We start from the raw sequence: 21,787 nt of genomic DNA, 5'->3' as shown, positions 1-21,787 counted from the left end.
TTCTCAGTCGACCCTGGACAGGCTGGTCAGCCATTCGCGACCCTTGAGCATGCCGTTCCAGTAGAACCACGGCAGCAGCGTCGCCTTCAGCCACCACGCCGAACGGCGCGCAACGGTCGGGTCCAGGGCGAAGGTCGGCAGCAGTTTTCCGCCATAGCCGAACTCGGCCAGAATCACCTTGCCCTTCTCCACCGTCAGCGGGCAGGAACCGTAGCCGTCGTACTTCAGCGGCAGCGGTTGCTGCTGGCGTGAGGCCAACAGGTTCTGCGCGACCACCACGACTTGCTTGCGCACCGCTGCGGCGGTTTTCGCGTTGCTGGTGCCGCAGATATCACCCAAGGCAAATATCTCGGGGAAGCGTGGATGTTGCAGGCTGTGCGGGTCTACCTCGCACCAGCCACCGGCGTCGGCCAGCGCACTTTGCGCGATGAAATCCGGCGAAACCTGCGGCGGCACGACGTGCAGCAAGTCGAAGGTTTTCGCTACGCGGCTGACGTTGCCCTCGGCATCCTTGACCTCGAACCATGCGGTTTGCGCCGGGCCGTCGACTTTCACCAGATTGGAATTGAAGGCCAGTTGTGCGTTGTACTTCTCGATGTATTTCATCAACGGCGGCACGAACGTCGCCACACCGAACAGCGCGGCGCCGGCCAGATTGAATTCGACATGAATGTTGTTCAGTACCGCGCTTTTGCGCCAGTGATCGCAGGACAGGTACAAGGCTTTTTGCGGTGCGCCGGCGCATTTGATCGGCATCGCCGGTTGGGTGAACAGCGCTCGGCCATCGCGCAGTTTTTGCACCTGATCCCAAGTGTATTGCGCATGTTGATAGCTGTAGTTGGAGGTCACGCCATACTGGCCGAGGCTGTCCTGCAGGCCCTCGATTTTTTCCCAGGCAAGGCGCAGGCCGGGGCAGACGATCAGATTCTGATAGCTGACCGTGCGCTGATCGTTGAGCGTGAGTTGACGTTGCGCCGGATCGATTGCTGTGACCGCCGCCTGCACCCAGTTGGCTTGCCGGGGCATGACTTTGTTCATCGGTCGGGCGCTGTCCTTGACGTTGAAAGCACCGCCGCCGACCAGCGTCCACGCTGGCTGATAATAGTGGTGGGTGCTCGGCTCGATCACGGTGATGTTCAGCGCCGAATCACGCTTGAGCAGGCTGGCGACAACCGCAATACCGGCCGAACCGCCGCCGATGACCACGATATCGGCACTGATGGATGGGCCCCAGTGTTGATCGTTCATTGCTTGTTCCTTTTGCCGCACGCAAGGATTTCTGGCCTTCACACAAATCCCTTGTAGGAGTGAGCCTGCTCGCGATGGCGGTGTATCAGTCAATGAATGTGTTGGCTGACCTACCGCTATCGCGAGCAGGCTCACTCCTACAGGGGGCGTGTCATGGCTGGCATTTATTGATGACCCAGAGTTTTGAGCACCGCCCCGCAATAAAGCCCGGACAGGGTCTTCATCACCTGGATCACTTCGTGACTGGCGAGGCCGTAGAAAATGTACTTGCCTTCACGTCGGGTCGCGACGAGCCCTTCGTCACGCAAAATGCCCAATTGCTGGGACAGCGTCGGCTGGCGCACGCCGGTCATGGTTTCCAGTTCGCCGACGTTGCGTTCGCCCTGGGTCAGTTGACACAGGATCAGCAGGCGATCCTCATTGGCCAAAGCCTTGAGCAGCGCGCAGGCCCTGGAGGCCGAGGCGCGCAGTTGGGCGACTTCACATTCGGTCAGACTGGATTGCATTTGCACGAGGCCTTCAAGGTCACTTAAGCTGCGAACATTATGTTTTTAGATAAAGTGTTGCAACCCATTTTCCTTGTTCAGGTTGGTGTCCATGCCCGCGCAGATTGAAGCTTTCCTCGACCCCGCCTCTTCGACCTACAGCTACGTGGTCTACGAAGTGGATGGTGGCCAGTGCGCAATCGTCGACCCAGTGCTCGATTACGACGGCGCCGCCGGGCGCACCGGCACCGTGCAGGCGGACAAGATCGTTGCGTTCGTCGAGGCGCATCAATTACAGGTGCAATGGTTGCTGGAAACCCACGCCCACGCCGATCACATCTCCGCTGCGCCCTACCTGCGGCAGAAACTGGGTGGGAAGATCGCCATCGGTGCCTCGATCAGCCAAGTGCAGAACGTGTTCAAGACATTGTTCAATCTGGAGCCGGAATTCTCGGTCGACGGTTCGCAGTTCGATCATCTGTTCGCGCCGAACGAGTCATTTCGCATCGGCAATCTCAAAGCCACCGCCCTGCACGTGCCCGGCCACACCCCGGCCGACATGGCCTATCTGATTGACGGCGAGCAGATTCTGGTCGGCGACACGTTGTTCATGCCGGATGTCGGCACGGCGCGCTGCGACTTCCCCGGCGGCAATGCCCATCAACTGTTCGCGTCGATCAAAAAGCTGCTGGCCTTCCCCGCCGGCGTGAAGCTCTACATCTGCCACGACTACCCACCCGAAGGCCGGGCCTCGCGGTGCCAGACCACGGTTGGCGAGCAGCGTAAAAGCAATATCCATGTGCATGACGGCATCGACGAAGCGGCGTTCGTCGAGATGCGCACCCGCCGTGATGCCGGCCTGGGCATGCCGACGCTGTTGCTGCCGGCGATTCAGGTGAATGTGCGGGCGGGGAATTTGCCGGCGGCGGAAGACAATGGCGTGGTGTACCTGAAGATTCCGCTTAACCAGCTCTGACCCCTGGTCAGGCGCCCTGAGTCTGATCGTTCCCACGCTCTGCGTGGGAATGCCGCCAGGGACGCTCCGCGTTCCGCCTCAGGAAGTGACGCAGAGCGTCACGGGATGCATTCCCACGCGGAGCGTGGGAACGATCGGCCTCGGCAGGCCGGGTCGGGTCGGGTCGAATGGATCGGGTCGGGTCGGGTGGATCAGGTCAGGTTATGCGCCCAGGGTCAGGCCGTTGGCGGGTAGCGGCAACGCGGTTTTATAGCGCACCTGCTTCAGCGCAAAGCTGGAACGGATGTTCGCCACCCCCGGCACCTTGGTCAGAAAATCCATCATGAAGCGCTCCAGCGACTGAATAGTCGGCACCAAGACCCGGATCAGATAGTCCGGGTCGCCGGCCATCAGGTAGCACTCCATCACTTCCGGTCGATCGGAGATCGCTTCCTCGAAATGCTGCAGCGCTTCTTCCACCTGTTTTTCCAGGCTGACGTGAATGAACACGTTCACGTGCAGCCCCAGCAGGTCGGCATCCAGCAGCGTCACCTGCTCGCGGATCAGCCCCAGTTCCTCCATGGCCTTGACCCGGTTGAAGCACGGCGTCGGCGACAGATTGACCGAGCGGGCGAGGTCGGCGTTGGTGATGCGCGCGTTCTCCTGAAGGCTGTTGAGAATGCCGATGTCGGTACGGTCCAGTTTGCGCATGAGACAAAACCACCTGTTTTTTATGTTTATGCAGAATTTCTATCTGCAAATCATCTTCAGCGCAATGAAACACAGATAAATATTCTTCTTGGCCGCGCCTATGATTGTTGTAGGACAAGATTTCTTCTACCGAGGAATGACTGCCAGCTCACTACAAGAAATTCACAAGATCGAGCGTAGAAGCCATGACCCAAGCGTACGAACCGCTGCGCCTGCACGTCCCTGAACCCTCGGGCCGTCCCGGTTGCAAAACCGATTTTTCCTACCTGCATCTGACCGACGCAGGCACTGTGCGCAAACCTCCCATCGACGTAGAACCTGCCGACACCGCCGACCTGGCGCGTGGCCTGATTCGCGTGCTCGACGATCAGGGCAACGCCCTTGGCCCGTGGGCCGAAAACGTGCCGGTCGAGATCCTGCGCAAAGGCATGCGCGCGATGCTCAAGACGCGCATCTATGACAACCGCATGGTCGTCGCCCAGCGCCAGAAAAAAATGTCGTTCTACATGCAGAGCCTTGGTGAAGAAGCCATCGGCAGCGCTCAGGCGCTGGCGCTGAACATTGATGACATGTGCTTCCCGACCTATCGTCAGCAAAGCATTCTGATGGCCCGCGACGTACCGCTGGTCGATCTGATCTGCCAACTGCTGTCCAACGAGCGCGATCCGCTCAAGGGCCGCCAGTTGCCAATTATGTACTCGGTCAAGGACGCTGGTTTCTTTACCATCTCCGGCAACCTCGCCACCCAGTTCATTCAGGGCGTGGGTTGGGGCATGGCCTCGGCGATCAAGGGCGACACCAAAATCGCCTCGGCGTGGATCGGCGATGGCGCCACCGCCGAATCGGACTTCCACACCGCCCTCACCTTCGCCCACGTTTACCGTGCGCCGGTGATCCTCAATGTGGTCAACAACCAGTGGGCGATTTCGACCTTCCAGGCGATTGCCGGTGGTGAAGCCACCACCTTCGCCGGACGCGGCGTCGGTTGCGGCATCGCCTCGCTGCGGGTCGATGGCAACGACTTCTACGCGGTCTACGCCGCTTCTGCCTGGGCCGCCGAACGTGCCCGGCGCAACCTCGGCCCGACCATGATCGAATGGGTCACCTACCGCGCCGGCCCGCACTCGACGTCGGACGATCCATCCAAATACCGCCCGGCCGATGACTGGAGCCACTTTCCGCTCGGCGATCCGATTGCGCGTCTGAAGCAGCACCTGATCAAGGTCGGTCACTGGTCGGAAGAAGAGCACGCCGCCGTCAGCGCCGAACTCGAAGCCGAAGTGATTGCCGCGCAGAAGCAGGCCGAACAGTACGGCACCCTCGCCGGTGGCCAGATCCCGAGCGCCGCGACCATGTTCGAAGACGTCTACAAAGAGATGCCGGAGCACTTGAAGCGCCAGCGTCAGCAGTTGGGGATCTGAGATGAACGATCACAACAATAATATTCAGCTGGAAACCGCCATGACCACGACCACCATGACCATGATCCAGGCCCTGCGCTCGGCCATGGATGTGATGCTTGAGCGTGATGAAAACGTCGTTGTGTTCGGTCAGGACGTCGGCTACTTCGGCGGCGTGTTCCGCTGCACCGAAGGCCTGCAGACCAAATACGGCACCTCGCGGGTGTTCGACGCACCGATCTCGGAAAGCGGCATTGTCGGTGTGGCCGTGGGCATGGGTGCTTACGGTCTGCGTCCGGTCGCTGAAATCCAGTTCGCCGACTACGTCTACCCGGCCTCCGACCAGATCATTTCCGAAGCGGCGCGCCTGCGTTATCGCTCGGCCGGCGAATTCACCGCGCCGATGACCCTGCGCATGCCGTGCGGCGGCGGCATTTATGGCGGCCAGACCCACAGCCAGAGCATTGAAGCGATGTTCACTCAGGTCTGTGGTCTGCGCACGGTGATGCCGTCCAACCCGTATGACGCCAAAGGCCTGCTGATCGCCTCCATCGAAAACGATGACCCGGTGATCTTCCTCGAGCCGAAACGCCTGTACAACGGCCCGTTCGACGGCCACCACGACCGCCCGGTAACGCCTTGGTCGAAACACCCGCAAGCCCAGGTACCGGACGGTTATTACACCGTGCCGCTGGACGTCGCCGCGATCACCCGTCCGGGCAAGGACGTGACCGTGCTGACTTACGGCACCACCGTCTATGTCTCGCAAGTCGCCGCCGAAGAATCCGGCGTAGATGCCGAAGTCATCGACCTGCGCAGCCTGTGGCCGCTGGACCTGGACACCATCGTCAAATCGGTGAAGAAAACCGGCCGTTGCGTGGTGGTTCACGAAGCCACCCGCACCTGCGGTTTCGGCGCCGAACTGGTGTCGCTGGTGCAAGAGCATTGCTTCCATCACCTGGAAGCGCCGATCGAACGCGTCACCGGTTGGGACACCCCCTACCCGCACGCGCAGGAGTGGGCGTATTTCCCAGGGCCGTCCCGAGTGGGCGCGGCGTTGAAACGGGTCATGGAGGTCTGAATGGGCACGCACGTTATCAAGATGCCGGACATTGGCGAAGGCATCGCAGAAGTGGAACTGTCGCAGTGGCACGTCAAGGTCGGCGACCTGGTGGTTGAAGATCAGGTGCTGGCGGACGTGATGACCGACAAGGCGATGGTCGATATTCCGTCGCCAGTGCATGGCAAGGTGATTGCGCTTGGCGGTCAGCCGGGTGAAGTGATGGCGGTCGGTAGCGTACTGATCAGCATCGAAGTGGAAGGCGCTGGCAACCTCAAGGAATCGGCTGCGCCGGCTCCGGTAAAAGAAACACCTGAAGCACCAAAAGTTGAAACCGTAGACGAAAGCAAGCCTGCTGCTGCCCCGCGTCCTGCTGCGGTTTGCCAGGGCCCGATGGTTGCCCGTGAAGCAGACGAGCGCCCTCTCGCCTCGCCAGCCGTGCGCAAACATGCGCTGGATCTGGGTATTCAATTGCGTCTGGTGCGCGGCAGCGGCCCGGCCGGTCGTGTGCTGCACGAAGACCTTGAAGCCTATCTCGCGCAAGGTCAGGCGAATGCCTCGGCGCCAGTCGCTGCGGCCTACGCCCAGCGCAACGATGAAGAACAGATTCAAGTGATCGGCATGCGTCGCAAGATCGCCCAGCGCATGCAGGACGCGACACAGCGTGCCGCGCACTTCAGTTACGTCGAGGAAATCGATGTCACCGCCATCGAAGAACTGCGCGCGCACCTGAACGAAAAGCATGGCGCCAGCCGTGGCAAGTTGACCTTGTTGCCATTTCTGGTGCGTGCGCTGGTCATGGCCCTGCGCGACTTCCCGCAGATGAATGCCCGTTACGACGACGAAGCGCAAGTCATCACCCGCCTCGGCGCGGTGCATGTCGGCGTCGCCACGCAAAGCGATGTCGGCCTGATGGTGCCGGTGGTGCGTCACGCCGAAGCGCGTAGCCTGTGGGACAGCGCTGCGGAAATTTCGCGCCTGGCCAGTGCCGCGCGCAACGGCAAGGCCAGCCGCGACGAATTGTCGGGCTCGACCATCACCCTGACCAGCCTCGGAGCGTTGGGCGGCATCGTCAGCACGCCGGTGCTGAACCTGCCGGAAGTGGCGATCGTCGGCGTGAATAAAATCGTTGAACGGCCGATGGTCGTCAAAGGCCAGGTGGTGATTCGCAAGATGATGAACCTCTCCAGCTCGTTCGATCACCGCGTGGTCGACGGCATGGACGCGGCGCTCTTCATCCAGGCCATTCGCGGCCTGATCGAACAACCTGCCACTTTGTTTGTGGAGTAAGGCGCCCATGCATTCTTTGAACACTACGCTGCTGATCATTGGCGGCGGCCCCGGCGGCTACGTCACGGCGATTCGCGCCGGGCAACTGGGCATTCCAACGATTCTGGTCGAAGGCCAGGCGCTGGGCGGCACCTGCCTGAATATCGGCTGCATTCCGTCGAAAGCACTGATTCACGTCGCCGAGCAATTTCACCAGACGCAACATCACAGCCAGCATTCGGCGCTGGGCATCAGCGTTTCCGCGCCGACCCTCGATATCAGCAAGAGCGTCGAGTGGAAGGACGGCATCGTCGATCGCCTGACCACCGGCGTTGCCGCGCTGCTGAAGAAGCATAAGGTGCAGGTGGTCAACGGCTGGGCGAAAATCATCGACGGCAAAACCGTTGAGGTGGGCGACACGCGCATCCACTGCGAACATCTGGTGCTCGCCACCGGATCGACCAGCGTCAACCTGCCGATCCTGCCGATTGGCGGGCCGATCATCTCCTCCACCGAAGCGCTGACACCGAAGTCGGTGCCCAAACGCTTGATCGTGGTCGGCGGCGGTTATATCGGCCTGGAACTGGGCATCGCCTATCGCAAACTCGGCGCCGAAGTCAGCGTGGTCGAGGCGCAGGATCGCATCCTGCCCGCCTACGACGCGGAACTGACGCAACCGGTGCACGAGGCGCTGAAGCAACTGGGCGTGAAGCTGTACCTCAAGCATAGCGTGTCGGGTTTCGACGGCACCTTGCAGGTGCGCGATCCTGACGGCGAAACCTTGAACCTGGAAACCGATCAGGTGCTGGTCGCCGTGGGTCGCAAGCCGAATACCCAGGGCTTCAACCTCGAAACGTTGAATCTGGAAATGAACGGCGCGGCAATCAAAATCGACAACCGTTGCCAGACCAGCATGCGCAACGTCTACGCCATCGGCGATCTGAGTGGCGAGCCAATGCTTGCGCACCGTGCGATGGCGCAGGGTGAAATGGTTGCCGAACTGATCAGCGGCAAAACCCGCGAATTCAACCCGACCGCCATCGCCGCCGTGTGCTTCACCGATCCGGAACTGGTAGTGGTCGGCAAGACTCCGGACGAAGCCAAGGCTGCCGGGCTCGACTGCATCGTTTCCAGCTTCCCGTTCGCCGCCAACGGCCGGGCGATGACCCTGGAATCAAAAAGCGGTTTCGTCCGCGTGGTCGCCCGTCGCGACAATCATCTGATTGTCGGCTGGCAAGCGGTGGGCGTCGGCGTGTCGGAGCTGTCGACGGCATTTGCGCAAAGCCTGGAAATGGGCGCGCGCCTGGAAGATATCGGCGGCACCATCCACGCGCATCCGACGCTGGGTGAAGCGGTGCAGGAAGCGGCGTTGCGCGCGCTTGGGCATGCGTTGCACCTGTAAAACAGGACCGGCCCCATCGCCAGCAGGCTGGCTCCCACCCTGGAATGCATTCCCCTGTGGGAGCCAGCCTGCTGGCGATTCTTGAGAACAACGGAATTTATCTGCCTGTGATCCGATAGTCCGGGCTGCGAAACCGCTCAAGAATGAAGTATTGTTGTGCCCATCCAAAAAACGTCAGAAGCCTTGAACCGTTTCGGCGGTTGTTCAGTGATAGAGGGTGTCATGGGTAACGAGAGCATCAATTGGGACAAGCTGGGTTTTGATTACATCAAGACCGACAAACGCTATCTGTCGTACTTCCGCGATGGCGAGTGGGACAAAGGCACCCTGACCGAAGACAACGTGCTGCACATCAGCGAAGGCTCGACGGCCCTTCACTATGGCCAGCAATGCTTTGAAGGCATGAAGGCCTATCGTTGCAAGGACGGCTCGATCAACCTGTTCCGCCCGGACCAGAACGCCCTGCGCATGCAGCGCAGCTGCGCACGTCTGCTGATGCCGACCGTGGACACCGAGCAGTTCATCGAAGCCTGTAAAGCCGTGGTTCGCGCCAACGAGCGTTTCATCCCGCCTTACGGCACTGGCGGCGCGCTGTACCTGCGTCCGTTCGTGATCGGCGTCGGTGACAACATCGGCGTGCGTACCGCGCCCGAGTTCATCTTCTCGATCTTCTGCATCCCGGTCGGCGCCTACTTCAAGGGCGGTCTGACCCCGCACAACTTCCAGATCTCCAGCTACGACCGCGCTGCCCCACAAGGCACAGGCGCTGCCAAAGTCGGTGGCAACTACGCGGCCAGCCTGATGCCGGGCTCGAAAGCCAAGAAAGCCAACTTTGCTGACGCGATCTATCTGGACCCGATGACCCACACCAAAATCGAAGAAGTCGGCTCGGCCAACTTCTTCGGGATCACCCACGACAACAAGTTCGTCACCCCGAACTCGCCGTCGGTGCTGCCGGGCATCACCCGTCTGTCGCTGATCGAACTGGCGAAATCGCGCCTGGGCCTGGAAGTGGTCGAAGGCGATGTGCTGATCGACAAACTGGCGGACTTCAAGGAAGCCGGTGCTTGCGGCACGGCTGCCGTGATCACGCCGATTGGCGGCATCAGCTACAACGACCATCTGCATGTGTTCCACAGTGAAACCGAAGTCGGCCCGGTGACGCAGCAGCTCTACAAAGAGCTGACCGGCGTGCAGACCGGCGACATCGAAGCGCCAGCGGGTTGGATCGTTAAGGTTTGATTTGACGGTTCTGGCTAAAGAAAGCCCTCCACCAAGTGATTGGTGGGGGGCTTTTTTTGATTCTGCTCAACCGATATTTCTGTGTCGTGCTAGCGATCCTCGCCCCCTCACCCCAGCCCTCTCCCCAGGGGGGCGAGGGGGAAAGGGAGCCGATCGTTGGGCTTTTCAAAACCTGAATTCGACTCGATAGTTCAGGTCGATGGATCAAGTCCGAACACCTCGGTCAGTCCCCTCTCCCTCCGGGAGAGGGTTAGGGTGAGGGTTTGCTCCTGGCTTTTTTAGCGCAATCCGCTTACCCGTCCGCGCTGCAATCCCGCTCGCCTGCCCATCCCCCTGCTTGCCCATCCGCGCCTGCGTAATCAACCCTGGAATCAACTCCCCCTCCGGCAAATTCTTCCAGAACCGCACGGGCAAATGCCCTTGCATGACCTTTGGGTTCAACCGCGCCGGGTTGAAGATGTGGCTGTAATAGGTCAGCCACAGATCACCATGGGGATCGTCAACGTTCTGCGCCAATTGCTGCCATTCCACCGGGCATTGGCGCTGATGAATCAACTGCTCGCCATCGTAATAAACCCCGTCCCGCGGCGTGGCGATCAGCCAGCGATGGCGGCCCATGCGTCCGATGAAGTGGGCGCTGGCGCTGTGCAGGATATCGTGAGCCGGTTCATGCCACGCCACGTATTCGGGGCCGACGCTGTCTTTCGGCCGCTCGATGAAGCGCACGAACGCATGCAGGTGATGGGCTTCACGGTTCACCTGCTTGATCCGCCGCTGCAACTCGCTGCCTAGTTTGTCGCCGGCCATCATCGCGGTACGGTCGCCGTGGCTGACGCGCCACAACACTTCGTACAGCAAACTCCAGCGCTGATCACCGCGATAGCGCGAGGCTTGTTCCAGGGTATCGAGCAACGCGCGGGGAATGCGCGCCTGAAACGGCCCCTGCCCTTCAGGCACCGGGTCGTCATTGGCGAACAGATCGCCCACGCCCTGCGAGGCCCAGCTCACCAGACTCGGGTCGATTTCATGGCTGAGCAGCCAGCGCGCTTGCTGGCGCCAGGTATCGAACAGATCGTCGCAATCGAGATTGATCATCCCCACAACCCCATCTGCTGCGGCATCGGCCGGTCGCGCAATTGCTGATAGAGCATGTGGCTGGTGACTTCGGCCTGCTGCGGGTGGTAATCGCTGGTGATGATGAAGGGCTTGGCCTTCGCCAAAACGCAGCGCATGCGCGCGACGTCTTCGTAGCGGATGCGTCGCTGTCGGCGCAACTCGACCAAACGTTCAGTAGTGCGCAGGCCGATGCCGGGAATGCGTGCGATCAACGAGGCCTCGGCGCGATTCAGATCCAGCGGAAACACTTCGCGATTCTGCAGCGCCCAGGCCAGTTTCGGGTCAATGTCGAGCGCCAGATTGCCCGGCCCCTTGAGCAATTCGTCCGCGCTGTAGCCATAACTGCGCAACAGGAAATCGGCCTGATACAAACGGTGCTCGCGCATCAGCGGTGGCGCGGCCAATGGCACGCTTTTCGGGCTGTCGGGGATCGGGCTGAACGCCGAGTAGTAAACCCGGCGCAGACGGAAGTTGCCGTACAAGGATTGGGCGCTGTGGAGGATGGTGCTGTCGTCGGTGTCATCGGCGCCGACAATCAATTGCGTGCTCTGCCCGGCCGGAGCGAACTTCGGCGCGCGTGGCTCGTTGAGCACGGTCTGCACGCCGGTGTAGATGGTGTTCATCGCCTGCTTGATCGAACCGATGTCCTTTTCCGGCGCCAGGGTTTGCAGGCTGGCATCGGTCGGCAGCTCGATGTTGACACTCAGGCGATCGGCGTAACGCCCGGCCTCCTCGATCAGCGCCGGATCGGCCTCGGGAATGGTCTTGAGGTGGATGTAACCGCGAAACTCATGCTCCTCGCGCAACAGCTTCGCCACCCGCACCAGTTGCTCCATGGTGTAGTCCGCCGAGCGGATGATGCCGGAGCTGAGAAACAGCCCGCTGACACAGTTGCGCCGGTAGAAATCCATGGTCAGCGCCACGACTTCTTCGGGGGTGAACCGTGCGCGCGGTACATCGCTGGAGCGGCGGTTGACGCAGTACTGGCAATCGTAAAGACAGAAATTGGTCAGCAGGATCTTCAGCAGCGACACGCAACGCCCATCAGGCGTGTAGCTGTGGCAAATGCCCATGCCATCGGTCGAGCCCAACCCGCTCTTGCCCTCGGAGCTGCGCTTGGGCGCGCCACTGCTCGCGCACGATGCGTCGTATTTGGCGGCGTCGGCGAGAATGCTCAGCTTGTCGATGATTTGCATGGCGCGGACTCTTTACTGTGTGCATATACAGTATAGGCTCGACCGCTTTGATACAAGGTGACGGATAACCCCCTCGTCGGAAGGTGTGTGGTCTGAACTGGCCCCTTCGCGAGCAGGCTCGCTCCCACACTTGAAATGCGCTCCGCCGTTTCTGATCGTTCCCACGCTCCGCGTGGGAATGCAGCCAAGGACGCTCCGCGTCCGCTGTGACGCAGAGCGTCACGGGAGGCGTTACCACGCCGAGCGTGGGAACGATCAGTGTGTCAAAGATCAGATCACCCACTGCGAAATCAACCAGCCATTCGCCCCACTGATCACCACAAACAAGCTCCAAGCCAACACTCGAGTTGGCCAGCGATTCACAAACGGCCCCATCAGCTGCCTGTCGTTGGTCATGCGAATCAGCGGGTAAAGAGCAAACGGCAATTGCAGGCTCAACACCACCTGACTCAGCACCAGCAACTTGCCGATGGCGTTGTCACCCAGTAGCCACACGCCAATGAACGCCGGAATCAGCGCCAGCCCGCGGGTGATCAACCGCCGCTGCCAGCACGGGATGCGCAGGTTCAGATAGCCTTCCATGATCACCTGCCCGGCGATGGTGCCGGTGAAGGTTGAACTCTGCCCCGAGGCGAGCAACGCCACGCCGAATAACACGCTGGCGAGTGCGCCGCCCACCAGTGGATCAAGCAAGTGATAAGCGTCCTGAATGTCCACCACCTCGGTATGCCCCGACTGGTGAAACGCTGCCGCTGCGAGGATCAGGATCGCGGCGTTGACCAGCAGCGCCAGCGCCAGTGAACCGATGGTGTCGATGCGCGCCAGCTTTACCGCATCCTGCTTGCTCGCCAGGTCCTTGCCGATCATCCGCGTCTGCACGATCGAGGTGTGCAGATAGAGGTTATGCGGCATCACCGTTGCGCCAAGAATGCCGATGGCCAGGTACAACGGTGCGGCATCGCCGATCGCCGCCAGCGAGGGTTTGAAGCCTTGGGCAACGTCCGGCCAGTAGGGCTTGATCAGCAGCAGCTCGACGAAAAAACACACGCCGATGGTCGCGACCAGCACCAGCATGATCGCTTCCAGTCGACGGAAGCCACGATTCTGCAAGGCCAGCACCAGCAGCGTGTCGAACGCTGTCAGGGCAATGCCGAATGTCAGCGAGCAACCCAGCAACAAGTGAAACGCCAGCGCACAACCAAGCACTTCGGCAAGGTCGGTGGCGATGATCGAGATTTCCGCCAGGCCCCACTGCAAGCGCGCGGTCGGCGTGCTGTAGCGCTGGCGCGACAGTTGCGCCAGATCGCGCCCGGTGGCGATGCCCAGCCGCGAACACAGACACTGCACGACCATCCCCGCCAGACTCGCCAGCAACACCACAAACAACAGGCTGTACCCAAACCGCGAACCAGCCTCAATCGCCGTCGCCCAATTGCCGGGGTCCATGTAGCCGATCGACACCAGCAGACCGGGGCCGGCAAAACGCAGTACACGTTTGAAGAATGAGGCAGAAGGGTCGACCGCAACACTGCCGGCCACTTCCGGCGGGCAAAACGGCGCGGTGGCGATTTTGGGCAAGCTGAATTTCACGCACACATCCAGAAACAAGTCGAAAGGACGCAGCTTAGACGTTTCGCCCGGTGCGGTGGAAGGTCAAGGTTGGCGGGTGCCCAACAATTGCTCGCGCAGATCGGGATTGCGCGTGCGCGGGTCCAGCCAGATGTCGAAAAACGCCCGGGCGAATTGCGGATCATCGATTTCGTGCTGCAAGCGCTGGCCGACAAAAAACCGTGCGCCCTGCCCCGGCAGATAGACCCCGGTAATCCGTGTGCCGGACTGCACATCGACGAACGATTGCTCCATCTGTGCTTGCCAGCCGGCCAATTGCGCTGGGCTCACACGATTACCGGACAGGCGTTTGATCTCGTCGACGCTGGCCTGCACCAGGTCGTCGCGGGAAATCTTGCGGAGATAGATCAGCTCCAGCGCAAACGGCTGATCCGTGGCGAGCGGGCGCGCCGCACTCCACAGCCGCGCATTGTAAACGTCGAAACCGAACACGCTGAACTCGCCGGTGCCAATGATCTGCGCACCCGGCACCGCGTCCTGCCAATTGGCCCAGGTCGGCGTCAGCAACAGCGCCCACAGGCCGATGCCGCAGCAGCCGCGGAGCATTCTTGAGGATTTGTTCATCGCGCATTGCTTCCGACCAGCCCTGATAGTCAGAGCATAGCCGTAATTGCTTTCGATTTTTTGTATACAAAAATTGCAAACATAGTCAGCAATCGCTTCGCCACGGTGCTAACGTGGCGTACCTGCATCCGATGGAGACACCTGCGTGCTGATCCTCAAACTGCTGCTGATTCCGGCTTTTCTCTTGCTGATCTCGCTGGCGGGCAAACGCTGGGGGCCGAGCGTGGCCGGATGGCTGTCGGGGTTGCCGGTGGTGGTCGGGCCGATTCTGTTTTTTCTCGCCATCGAACAGGGGCCGGAGTTTGCCGCGCAATCGGCGGTCGCAGCGTTATCGGCGATGTTCGCGATGATTGCCTTCTGCATCACCTACGCGCAGGTGGCGCAACGGGCGAACTGGCCGTGGGCACTCGCGGCCTCGCTGGCCGTTTGGAGCGTACTGGCGCTGCTGCTGTCGCTGGTCCCGCCGTCGTTGCCGTTTTCGTTGGCGGCGGCGGCGATTGCGCTGCTGGCCTCGCCTTATCTATTTCCGGTGGTGCAGCCGGTGCTGAACGGTTCGGCGCCGAAGTCCGACCGGCTGATATGGCGCATGCTGGCCGGTGCCGCGCTGACGTTGGCAGTGACGATGCTGGCCAGTACCGTCGGCGAGCGCTGGAGCGGTTTGCTCGCGGTGTTCCCGGTGCTTGGCAGCGTGATGGCGGTGTTCTCGCAACAGACCCGCGGCCCGGCCTTCACCGCCGCGCTGCTGCGGGCGACTGCAACTGGCATGTATTCGTTTTCGGCATTCTGTCTGGTGTCGGCGCTGACCTTGCCGAGCCTCGGCCTGAACGGGTTCATCGTCGGTGTGGCGGTGTCGGTGGCCATGCTCGGGGTGACCAGAAAGCTGCTGGCCCGGCCAGTGACCAGCGCGCCGGCGCAGTAACCGCTCGGGCGAATCGTGCTGGAACGTGCGCCCCGCTCCGTGGGATCATCGCCCGCCTCGCGCGACCATCCCACGGAGATTTACATGTCATTGTTGAGCAAAAAAGCTGCCGTCCTGCTGCTGTCGGCGATCGCCGCTCTCGGCGCGATCAACGCACAAGCGGCCAAGGAAAAAGCCACCAGCGAAAAAGTCTCGCTGCTCGACGGCAAGTTCAGTTTCGTGCTGCCCAAAGGCTTCGTCGCCGACCCGCTGCCGCCGAGCCCAAGTGGCGCCAAGGGCACGATGTACACCAACCAGGCGACGAAAACCGTAGTCATCGCAGCGGAAAACCAGATTCCACAAGGGCAGAACGTCAAGGACAACGACGGCCCGTTCCTCGACGGTGCCGTGTCCAGCTTCATCGAAGACCAGCGTAAAGCGCTGCCGGATTTCAACAAGCTCAGCGAAAAAAGCCTGACCCGCAAAGGCACCGGCCTCGGCTTGCGCCAGGTCGACAGCACCGCCACTCAGGGCGGCGGCCAGACCCTCAACACCACTCTGATGGCTGGCTCCGGGACGAAGATGGCGCTGGTGCAGGTGATCTCCCGCGCCAGCGACAAGCAAGGTCACGACGCGCTGATCAAGACTCTTCTCAAGGATTGAGCCGCTGCAGCCAGCCGTTCAGGTCGCGCAATTCGACCGGAGTGATGCTGTGGCCGATGCCGGGATACGCATGAAATTGCGGCTTGTAGCCAAGCTTCTGCAATTGCGCGTTGGCTTCGGTGCCGAGGCGGTACGGCACCGGATCATCGGCGGTGCCGTGGCCGATGAAGATGTGCAGCGGCAGCGGGGCTTGATCGGCTTTCAACTCGCTTTTCAGCACCGGCAGCAAGCGTCCGCTCAACGCGGCAAACCCGCCGATCAACACCGGCGGCCGCAGCCCCACTTCGTAACTCATCATCGCGCCCTGGCTGAAGCCGATCAGGTACACCTTGTCCGGGGTCGCGTGATATTTGCCCGTGGCCTGAACGATAAAATCGCGCAGCTTCTGGCCGCTGACCTTGAGATCATCGGTCTCGCCGTTGTAGGCGCCTTCGCCCTTTTTGCGAAACCACTGGTAACGTCCCTCACCGAGCTCCATCGGTGCCCGCACCGACAGGTAGTTGTACTGCGCCGGAAGCTGAAATTTCATACCGATCAGATCGGCTTCGTTACTGCCGTAACCGTGCAGGAAAATCACCAGCGGCCGCGGCTCGGCATCCGGGTGGACCTGTTCGAGGTATTTGAGCGGCAGGTCGGATTGCAGCGTGGTTTGCGCGTGGACGGCGGTAGATGCGAGCAGGGTCAGCAGAGCGAATATCTTCAACATTGCAGCGTTCCTTCACAGAGTGTCGGGTTCGGGGGGAGCCTAACATTCTGAGCCGGGGATCCAAATGCTGTGGTGTTGCGGGCATCGCCATCGCGAGCAGGCTCACTCCTACATTTGGAATGCGTTCCACCTGTAGGAGTGAGCCTGCTCGCGATGAGGCCATCAGCCCCAGCGAAAATCTGTCAGTCGTTGGTCAGCTTGCCAGTGCGAAACGGCACCCGCCCCGCCACTTTCGCCTGCCAGATCCCCGGTTCGGTATAGCGCCCGCGATCCAACGCAAACAACACGCCGCTGGTGCCGGCGCGCACCGTGCTGACGCGGTCCTGCAACGGGTCGACCACTTCGAACAAGGCGTCGCCCTTCTCTACCCATTCGCCGGCACCGCGCAGGAAACTCACCACGCCATGGTGCGGTGCGAACAGGTATTCAGTGCCTTCGAACGGCAGGCCTTCGCAGCACTCGCTCGGCGCCGCCGGCCATTCGCCGCTGATGAAACCCTGCTCAGCGAGAAAGCCGAGGATCGCCTCGCAATTGGCCTGCGCCTGATCGACCCGCGTGTCGCCCATGCTGCCCAGCTCCAGCGTGGTCGCCAGATTCGCCGCCGGAATCGCCGCCTGCGGAAACGCCCTCGCCAGGCGCAACCACGGCGTCGAGCAGGATTCATCGAACGAGCTGCCGCCGGAGTCTTCACACAACAACGCCACGCCGGCCTTCAGGCGCGCTGCCAGCGATTGCCATTGCGGCCAGTGCTGCGGCAGTGCGTAGAGGTGAATCGCCGCATCGAAATCGCAATGCAGATCGAGGGTGATATCGGCGTCGCAAGCGTGGCGCAGCAACAGCCGATGCAGCGCTTCCAGTTGCGAAGCCGGCGCCGGCAGCGCCTCGAATACCTCGCCCATGGCCTTGCGGATCAGCGCAACGTTGGCCTCGGCATCCGCGCCCAACTGCTCGCCGATACGCGCCGCAACCGGCGCGCTGAGTTCGACGAACGCGCGGTTGAAATTCTTGCCGCTGCCCAGCTCGAAACGACCCATGTGCGCGCCTTGCACATGCTGATCGAGGCCGATCGGGTTGGCCACCGGCACCAGTTCGACCACGCCTTGCAAACGGCCTTGCTGCTCAAGTTCATTAAGGCGTTGCTTGAGCTCCCACGCCGTGCGCATGCCCGGCAACTCATCGGCGTGCAGGCTGGCCTGGATGTACACCTTGCGAGTGCCCGCGCCATAGCGAAACACGCTGAGAGAGCGCTCACTGCCCAAGTGGCTCCAGGGCAGGCTGTGGTCGATGCGTTGCATGGGGAAACTCCTGAAATATGAGCTCGACACAAATTCCCTGTAGGAGTGAGCCTGCTCGCGATAGCGGTCTGTCAGTCAATCAAGATGTTGAATGATAAACCGCTATCGCGAGCAGGCTCACTCCTACAGGTTCTTCGTCGGCAGGAAGAAAGCACAAAAAAAGTGGCCTCCGCGCAAACGGGGCCACTTTTTCTACGGCGTATTAATGGCCATACACATCAAAGTCGAAGTACTTGTCCTGGACTTTCTTGTACTCGCCATTGGCGCGGATTTCGGTGATGGCTTTGTTGAATTGCTCGGCCAGCGCGGTATCGCCCTTGCGCACCGCGATGCCGGCGCCGCCGCCAAAGTACTTGGCGTCTTCGTAGGTCGGGCCGACGAATTCGAAGCCTTTGCCGGCGTCGGTTTTCAGGAAACCGTCGCTGAGGTTGACCGAGTCAGCCAGCATCGCGTCGATGCGACCGGAAACCATGTCGAGGTTGGCTTCCTGCTGCGAGCCGTAGCGCACCAGTTCGATCCCGGCCGGAACCAGCACTTCGGTGGCGTAGCGGTCGTGAGTGCTGGCACGCAGCACGCCGACTTTCTTGCCCTTGAGTTCGGTCAGCGGGTCTTTCACGCCCGAGCCTGCCTTCATCACGAAGCGCGCCGGGGTGTGGTAGTACTTGATGGTGAAGTCGACGTTTTTCTTGCGGTCGTCGGTGATGGTCATCGACGACAAAATCGCGTCGATCTTCTTCACTTTCAGCGCCGGGATCAGGCCATCGAATTCCTGCTCGACCCAGGTGCACTGGACTTTCATCTGCGCGCACAGGGCATCGCCGATGTCCACGTCGAAACCGGTGAGTTTGCCGTCAGGGGTTTTCATCGAGAATGGCGGGTAACCGGCTTCGATACCGATGCGGATCGGCTTGGCATCGGCGGCCACGGCGGTCAGGGACAATATCGACAGTGCCATGGCACCGAACATCACTAGCTTGTTCATTTATAACTCCTGTGTGCGGAGGCTTTTATTGGCAGCTTCGAGTCAGCGTTCGGTCCGGCCTGGAACGGCAAAAACCGACGTGGCCGGCAGTCTATGGCGGCGCGCACAGGGCAAATTGTGTTTAAGCGACAAATACTTATGTAAATTCGGCGCAGCGCTTGACCGGGGTCAAAGGCTGCGCCGTCGTGGTGCAAAGGCCGTAGGACAAGCGCCGTTTTTGCCCGGATTCTTCTGGAAACCGGTCAGCATTCGCAGGCGATCGGCGCCTTGGCCAGTTGCGCCACGCTCAGCGCAAACCCTTCATCGAGCCAACCGCTGACACCGCCGATCATCTCCTTGACCGGGTAACCAATCGCCGCCAGTTTCACTGCAGCCTTGTTCGCGCCGTTGCAATGCGGGCCGGCGCAATAGACCACGAACAGCGTGTTTTTCGGATAACTCGCCAGCTCGGTCGCGGTGAGCAAGCGCGTCGGGATATTGATCGCGCCCGGCACATGCCCGCGTTCGAACGCCAGCGGCCCGCGCACGTCGACCAGGACAAAGTCGACGTCGCCGGCCTCGTAGCTGCTGAACACGTCGGAACAATCCGTTTCGAATGTCAGACGATTGCTGAAGTGCATCAGGGCAATTGCTGAGGGAGCGGCAGGAATGTCGCGAACCAGGCTGGTCATGGGTGTGGCTCCTTGCTTCTGTTCTGGGGTGAACAGACTTTATCGCCGCCCCGCTTGCGGCTACAGTGGCGGACAAGACACCCACCGGGAATTTTCCGCCAAATGCCGACTTCCTCCAATCTGGTGGCGATCCTCGCCTACGACGGCCTCTGCACCTTCGAGTTCGGCATCGCCGTGGAGATCTTCGGCCTCGCCCGGCCGGAGTTCGATTTCCCTTGGTATGAACATGCGATTGCGGCAGTCGATCAAGGCCCAATGCGCGCCGTGGGCGGCATTCAAATTCTCGCCGACGGTGGCCTGGAAATACTGGCCGAAGCACGCACCATCATCATTCCCGGCTGGCGCGACCGTAACGCGGCGGTGCCGGAAGCATTGCTCGCTGCACTGCGCCAGGCTCACGCTCGCGGCGCGCGCTTGCTGTCGATCTGTTCCGGGGTCTTCGTCCTCGCGGCCAGCGGCTTGCTCGACGGCCACCGCGCCACGACGCACTGGCGCTACAGCGACGAACTGGCGCAACGCTTTCCTGCCATCGCAGTCGACCCGGACGTGCTCTACGTCGACGCCGGCCAACTGATCACCTCGGCCGGCAGCGCCGCCGGCATCGACGCCTGCCTGCACCTGGTCGCCCGCGACTTCGGTACTCAGGTCGCCAACAGCGTCGCGCGGCGACTGGTGATGTCGCCCCAACGCACCGGCGGCCAGGCGCAGTTCATTCCGACGCCGGTCAGCGCCACCCCGCGCAATGATCTGTCGCGAGTCATGCAATGGGCCCGCGAGCGGCTGCATCAACCGCTGGAGGTGCGCGATCTGGCCAGCGAAGCGGCGATGAGCGAGCGCACGTTTCTACGACGGTTTACCGAGGCCAGCGGACAGTCGCCCAAGGCGTGGTTACAGCATGAACGACTGGCACGGGCGCGGGAGTTGCTGGAGAGCACCGATCAGCAGACTGAACAGATTGCCGAGCGCTGCGGGTATCGCTCGGTGGAGAGTTTTCGGGTGGCGTTTCGTGGGGTGGTGGGGGTACCGCCCTCAGTTTATCGGGAGCGGTTTGGCCGGGGTGTGACGGTTTAGCTGACTCGCTCCAAAAGTCTTCAGGGCGAGTCGGCGATTGTCAGATCGAACGCTGATTGACTCGCGCCATCAATTGCTCGGCGCTTTCCTTGCGTTCGGAATAGCGGTCGACCAGATCCGTCTGATGCTCGCGCAGCAGCACAGTGAACTTCACCAGTTCTTCCATCACATCAACCACGCGGTCGTAGAATGGCGAGGGTTTCATCCGTCCCGCGTCGTCGAACTCCATGTAGGCCTTGGGCACCGAGGACTGGTTGGGGATGGTGAACATGCGCATCCAGCGGCCGAGTACGCGCAATTGATTGACCACGTTGAACGACTGCGAACCGCCGCACACCTGCATCACCGCGAGGGTTTTGCCTTGGGTCGGGCGTACGGCGCCGAGTTCCAGCGGGATCCAGTCGATCTGCGCCTTGAACACGGCGGACATCGCACCGTGGCGTTCCGGTGAGCACCAGACCTGGCCTTCCGACCACAGCACCAGCTCGCGCAGTTCCTGGACTTTCGGATGGTCGACCGGAACGTCGTCGGGCAGTGGCAAACCGGACGGGTTAAAAATGCGCGTTTCAGCACCGAAGTGCTCAAGCAGGCGCGCCGCCTCTTCGACCAGCAAACGGCTGAACGAGCGTTCGCGGGTCGAACCGTAGAGCAGCAGGATCCGCGGTTTGTGCGTATCCGGCGTCGTCGGTTTGGCGGCATCGAACAGCGTGGCATCAAGGTTGGGCAGATGTTCTGACATGGGGCGTCCTTAAAGCGTACCGATTCGATTGAGCTCGACTTGCAGCTGATCGCGACTGAGTTGCTCAAACGGCAAATCGAGGAAGGCCTGGCAGCGTTGTCCGATGCGCATCAGCGTGGCGTGGAAGGCCGCGTCGATGCTGGCTTCGTCACCGCTGAGGTCGGAAGGATCTTCGAGCCCCCAATGGCTTTTCAGCGCCGGGCCGAAGTACACCGGACAAGGTTCGCCTGCGGCGTTGCCGCACACCGTAATAACCACATCCGGCGGGTTGCCGGCGAACGCTTCGTTGCCTTTGCTGTGTAAACCGTCGATGGCGATTCCGGCTTTTTGCAACGTCTGCAGACTGCGCGGCAATACCTGCCCCTTGGGGCAACTGCCGGCACTCACCGCCTCGAAGCCTGCCGGCGCCAGATGATTGAACATCGCTTCAGAAAGGATGCTGCGGCAACTGTTGGCCGTGCACATGAACAGGACTCGCATGGTTT

The 21,787-nt window shown here is 61.3% G+C and carries 22 protein-coding genes; 9 read left to right on the top strand and 13 right to left on the bottom strand.

From position 1 onward, the window contains the following. Window positions 1-3 precede the first annotated feature (3 nt). Together BLU52_RS08890 and BLU52_RS08885 are read right to left on the bottom strand one after the other, a co-directional pair. Entirely contained in the window at window positions 4-1,248 is a 1,245-nt protein-coding gene (locus tag BLU52_RS08890; RefSeq protein WP_090282828.1) for an NAD(P)/FAD-dependent oxidoreductase, read from the bottom strand. Between the two features lie 164 nt (window positions 1,249-1,412). Then, window positions 1,413-1,754, bottom strand: coding sequence for an ArsR/SmtB family transcription factor (locus tag BLU52_RS08885; RefSeq protein ID WP_090282827.1), 342 nt, complete (start codon window positions 1,752-1,754; stop codon window positions 1,413-1,415). Window positions 1,755-1,845: 91 nt separating this feature from the next. Here BLU52_RS08885 and BLU52_RS08880 point away from each other — a divergent pair, with 91 nt between their 5' ends. After that, a complete protein-coding gene (locus BLU52_RS08880; protein WP_090282826.1) occupies window positions 1,846-2,709 on the top strand; it encodes an MBL fold metallo-hydrolase in 864 nt (287 codons plus the stop codon). A 201-nt stretch (window positions 2,710-2,910) separates the two neighbouring features. Here the strand turns inward: BLU52_RS08880 and bkdR are convergent, their stop codons facing one another. Continuing rightward, window positions 2,911-3,399 carry a Bkd operon transcriptional regulator BkdR gene (gene bkdR / locus BLU52_RS08875; protein ID WP_025111414.1) on the bottom strand — a complete coding sequence of 163 codons (489 nt, stop codon included), beginning with the start codon at window positions 3,397-3,399 and terminating at the stop codon, window positions 2,911-2,913. Between the two features lie 185 nt (window positions 3,400-3,584). Here bkdR and BLU52_RS08870 point away from each other — a divergent pair, with 185 nt between their 5' ends. The 5 genes from BLU52_RS08870 (at window position 3,585) to BLU52_RS08850 (ending at window position 9,772) form a co-directional block, all read left to right on the top strand. Then, the gene (locus tag BLU52_RS08870) at window positions 3,585-4,820 is read left to right on the top strand and encodes a 3-methyl-2-oxobutanoate dehydrogenase (2-methylpropanoyl-transferring) subunit alpha (protein ID WP_090282825.1); all 1,236 of its coding nucleotides are present in this window, start codon (window positions 3,585-3,587) and stop codon (window positions 4,818-4,820) included. 1 nt (window position 4,821) lies between these two features. Beyond that, on the top strand, window positions 4,822-5,880 hold the full coding sequence (locus BLU52_RS08865; RefSeq protein WP_090282824.1) for an alpha-ketoacid dehydrogenase subunit beta: 1,059 nt from the start codon (window positions 4,822-4,824) through the stop codon (window positions 5,878-5,880). After that, window positions 5,881-7,149, top strand: a complete 1,269-nt coding sequence (locus tag BLU52_RS08860; protein WP_090282823.1) for a dihydrolipoamide acetyltransferase family protein — start codon at window positions 5,881-5,883, stop codon at window positions 7,147-7,149. A 7-nt stretch (window positions 7,150-7,156) separates the two neighbouring features. Continuing rightward, window positions 7,157-8,530, top strand: coding sequence for a dihydrolipoyl dehydrogenase (lpdA, locus tag BLU52_RS08855; protein WP_090282822.1), 1,374 nt, complete (start codon window positions 7,157-7,159; stop codon window positions 8,528-8,530). A 222-nt stretch (window positions 8,531-8,752) separates the two neighbouring features. Continuing rightward, a complete protein-coding gene (locus tag BLU52_RS08850) occupies window positions 8,753-9,772 on the top strand; it encodes a branched-chain amino acid aminotransferase (RefSeq protein WP_039762213.1) in 1,020 nt (339 codons plus the stop codon). A gap of 204 nt (window positions 9,773-9,976) precedes the next feature. Here BLU52_RS08850 and BLU52_RS08845 read toward each other — a convergent pair whose 3' ends face one another. The 4 genes from BLU52_RS08845 to BLU52_RS08830 form a co-directional block, all read right to left on the bottom strand. Beyond that, complete coding sequence (locus BLU52_RS08845; protein ID WP_231988013.1) at window positions 9,977-10,867, bottom strand: TIGR03915 family putative DNA repair protein; 891 nt, start codon at window positions 10,865-10,867, stop codon at window positions 9,977-9,979. Then, the gene (locus BLU52_RS08840) at window positions 10,864-12,084 is read right to left on the bottom strand and encodes a putative DNA modification/repair radical SAM protein (RefSeq protein WP_090282821.1); all 1,221 of its coding nucleotides are present in this window, start codon (window positions 12,082-12,084) and stop codon (window positions 10,864-10,866) included. The genes BLU52_RS08845 and BLU52_RS08840 overlap by 4 nt, the downstream gene beginning before the upstream one ends. Before the next feature lie 270 nt (window positions 12,085-12,354). Next, the gene (locus BLU52_RS08835) at window positions 12,355-13,674 is read right to left on the bottom strand and encodes an Nramp family divalent metal transporter (protein ID WP_090282820.1); all 1,320 of its coding nucleotides are present in this window, start codon (window positions 13,672-13,674) and stop codon (window positions 12,355-12,357) included. 63 nt (window positions 13,675-13,737) lie between these two features. Next, window positions 13,738-14,277 carry a chalcone isomerase family protein gene (locus BLU52_RS08830; protein ID WP_090282819.1) on the bottom strand — a complete coding sequence of 180 codons (540 nt, stop codon included), beginning with the start codon at window positions 14,275-14,277 and terminating at the stop codon, window positions 13,738-13,740. 145 nt (window positions 14,278-14,422) lie between these two features. On the opposite strand from BLU52_RS08830, the gene BLU52_RS08825 reads away from it, so the two are divergent. After that, window positions 14,423-15,196, top strand: a complete 774-nt coding sequence (locus BLU52_RS08825; protein WP_090282818.1) for a hypothetical protein — start codon at window positions 14,423-14,425, stop codon at window positions 15,194-15,196. Between the two features lie 84 nt (window positions 15,197-15,280). Then, window positions 15,281-15,838: a DcrB/PsbP domain-containing protein gene (locus tag BLU52_RS08820; protein ID WP_090282817.1), complete on the top strand. Its 558-nt coding sequence runs from the start codon at window positions 15,281-15,283 to the stop codon at window positions 15,836-15,838. On the opposite strand, the gene BLU52_RS08815 is transcribed toward BLU52_RS08820, so the two are convergent. From BLU52_RS08815 to BLU52_RS08800, 4 genes are all read right to left on the bottom strand, one after another. Then, window positions 15,828-16,544, bottom strand: a complete 717-nt coding sequence (locus BLU52_RS08815) for an alpha/beta hydrolase (RefSeq protein WP_090282816.1) — start codon at window positions 16,542-16,544, stop codon at window positions 15,828-15,830. The genes BLU52_RS08820 and BLU52_RS08815 overlap by 11 nt on opposite strands. 182 nt (window positions 16,545-16,726) lie before the next feature. Continuing rightward, window positions 16,727-17,839 carry a succinylglutamate desuccinylase/aspartoacylase family protein gene (locus BLU52_RS08810; protein ID WP_090282815.1) on the bottom strand — a complete coding sequence of 371 codons (1,113 nt, stop codon included), beginning with the start codon at window positions 17,837-17,839 and terminating at the stop codon, window positions 16,727-16,729. A gap of 202 nt (window positions 17,840-18,041) precedes the next feature. Further along, on the bottom strand, window positions 18,042-18,821 hold the full coding sequence (locus BLU52_RS08805; protein ID WP_090282814.1) for an ABC transporter substrate-binding protein: 780 nt from the start codon (window positions 18,819-18,821) through the stop codon (window positions 18,042-18,044). 242 nt (window positions 18,822-19,063) lie between these two features. Then, window positions 19,064-19,492 (bottom strand): rhodanese-like domain-containing protein, encoded by a 429-nt coding sequence (locus BLU52_RS08800; RefSeq protein ID WP_090282813.1) that lies wholly within the window; start codon window positions 19,490-19,492, stop codon window positions 19,064-19,066. Window positions 19,493-19,594: 102 nt separating this feature from the next. Here BLU52_RS08800 and ftrA point away from each other — a divergent pair, with 102 nt between their 5' ends. Then, on the top strand, window positions 19,595-20,563 hold the full coding sequence (ftrA, locus tag BLU52_RS08795) for a transcriptional regulator FtrA (protein ID WP_090282812.1): 969 nt from the start codon (window positions 19,595-19,597) through the stop codon (window positions 20,561-20,563). Window positions 20,564-20,603: 40 nt separating this feature from the next. Here ftrA and arsH read toward each other — a convergent pair whose 3' ends face one another. Both arsH and BLU52_RS08785 read right to left on the bottom strand, forming a co-directional pair. Further along, entirely contained in the window at window positions 20,604-21,302 is a 699-nt protein-coding gene (gene arsH / locus BLU52_RS08790; protein ID WP_090282811.1) for an arsenical resistance protein ArsH, read from the bottom strand. A 9-nt stretch (window positions 21,303-21,311) separates the two neighbouring features. Beyond that, the gene (locus BLU52_RS08785; RefSeq protein ID WP_090282810.1) at window positions 21,312-21,782 is read right to left on the bottom strand and encodes an arsenate reductase ArsC; all 471 of its coding nucleotides are present in this window, start codon (window positions 21,780-21,782) and stop codon (window positions 21,312-21,314) included. Window positions 21,783-21,787: the final 5 nt, after the last annotated feature.

The sequence above is a fragment of the Pseudomonas granadensis genome (assembly GCF_900105485.1).
GTDB lineage: Bacteria > Pseudomonadota > Gammaproteobacteria > Pseudomonadales > Pseudomonadaceae > Aquipseudomonas > Aquipseudomonas granadensis.
This window is presented reverse-complemented; position numbering and strand designations above follow the sequence as displayed.

Bases quoted from the DNA above. Each gene is read 5' to 3' on its own strand.
- BLU52_RS08890 (WP_090282828.1), bottom strand. From the start codon at position 1,248: ATGAACGATCAACACTGGGGCCCATCCATCAGTGCCGATATCGTGGTC.
- BLU52_RS08885 (WP_090282827.1), bottom strand. From the start codon at position 1,754: ATGCAATCCAGTCTGACCGAATGTGAAGTCGCCCAACTGCGCGCCTCG.
- BLU52_RS08880 (WP_090282826.1), top strand. From the start codon at position 1,846: ATGCCCGCGCAGATTGAAGCTTTCCTCGACCCCGCCTCTTCGACCTAC.
- bkdR (WP_025111414.1), bottom strand. From the start codon at position 3,399: ATGCGCAAACTGGACCGTACCGACATCGGCATTCTCAACAGCCTTCAG.
- BLU52_RS08870 (WP_090282825.1), top strand. From the start codon at position 3,585: ATGACCCAAGCGTACGAACCGCTGCGCCTGCACGTCCCTGAACCCTCG.
- BLU52_RS08865 (WP_090282824.1), top strand. From the start codon at position 4,822: ATGAACGATCACAACAATAATATTCAGCTGGAAACCGCCATGACCACG.
- BLU52_RS08860 (WP_090282823.1), top strand. From the start codon at position 5,881: ATGGGCACGCACGTTATCAAGATGCCGGACATTGGCGAAGGCATCGCA.
- lpdA (WP_090282822.1), top strand. From the start codon at position 7,157: ATGCATTCTTTGAACACTACGCTGCTGATCATTGGCGGCGGCCCCGGC.
- BLU52_RS08850 (WP_039762213.1), top strand. From the start codon at position 8,753: ATGGGTAACGAGAGCATCAATTGGGACAAGCTGGGTTTTGATTACATC.
- BLU52_RS08845 (WP_231988013.1), bottom strand. From the start codon at position 10,867: ATGATCAATCTCGATTGCGACGATCTGTTCGATACCTGGCGCCAGCAA.
- BLU52_RS08840 (WP_090282821.1), bottom strand. From the start codon at position 12,084: ATGCAAATCATCGACAAGCTGAGCATTCTCGCCGACGCCGCCAAATAC.
- BLU52_RS08830 (WP_090282819.1), bottom strand. From the start codon at position 14,277: ATGAACAAATCCTCAAGAATGCTCCGCGGCTGCTGCGGCATCGGCCTG.
- BLU52_RS08820 (WP_090282817.1), top strand. From the start codon at position 15,281: ATGTCATTGTTGAGCAAAAAAGCTGCCGTCCTGCTGCTGTCGGCGATC.
- BLU52_RS08815 (WP_090282816.1), bottom strand. From the start codon at position 16,544: ATGTTGAAGATATTCGCTCTGCTGACCCTGCTCGCATCTACCGCCGTC.
- BLU52_RS08810 (WP_090282815.1), bottom strand. From the start codon at position 17,839: ATGCAACGCATCGACCACAGCCTGCCCTGGAGCCACTTGGGCAGTGAG.
- BLU52_RS08805 (WP_090282814.1), bottom strand. From the start codon at position 18,821: ATGAACAAGCTAGTGATGTTCGGTGCCATGGCACTGTCGATATTGTCC.
- BLU52_RS08800 (WP_090282813.1), bottom strand. From the start codon at position 19,492: ATGACCAGCCTGGTTCGCGACATTCCTGCCGCTCCCTCAGCAATTGCC.
- ftrA (WP_090282812.1), top strand. From the start codon at position 19,595: ATGCCGACTTCCTCCAATCTGGTGGCGATCCTCGCCTACGACGGCCTC.
- arsH (WP_090282811.1), bottom strand. From the start codon at position 21,302: ATGTCAGAACATCTGCCCAACCTTGATGCCACGCTGTTCGATGCCGCC.
- BLU52_RS08785 (WP_090282810.1), bottom strand. From the start codon at position 21,782: ATGCGAGTCCTGTTCATGTGCACGGCCAACAGTTGCCGCAGCATCCTT.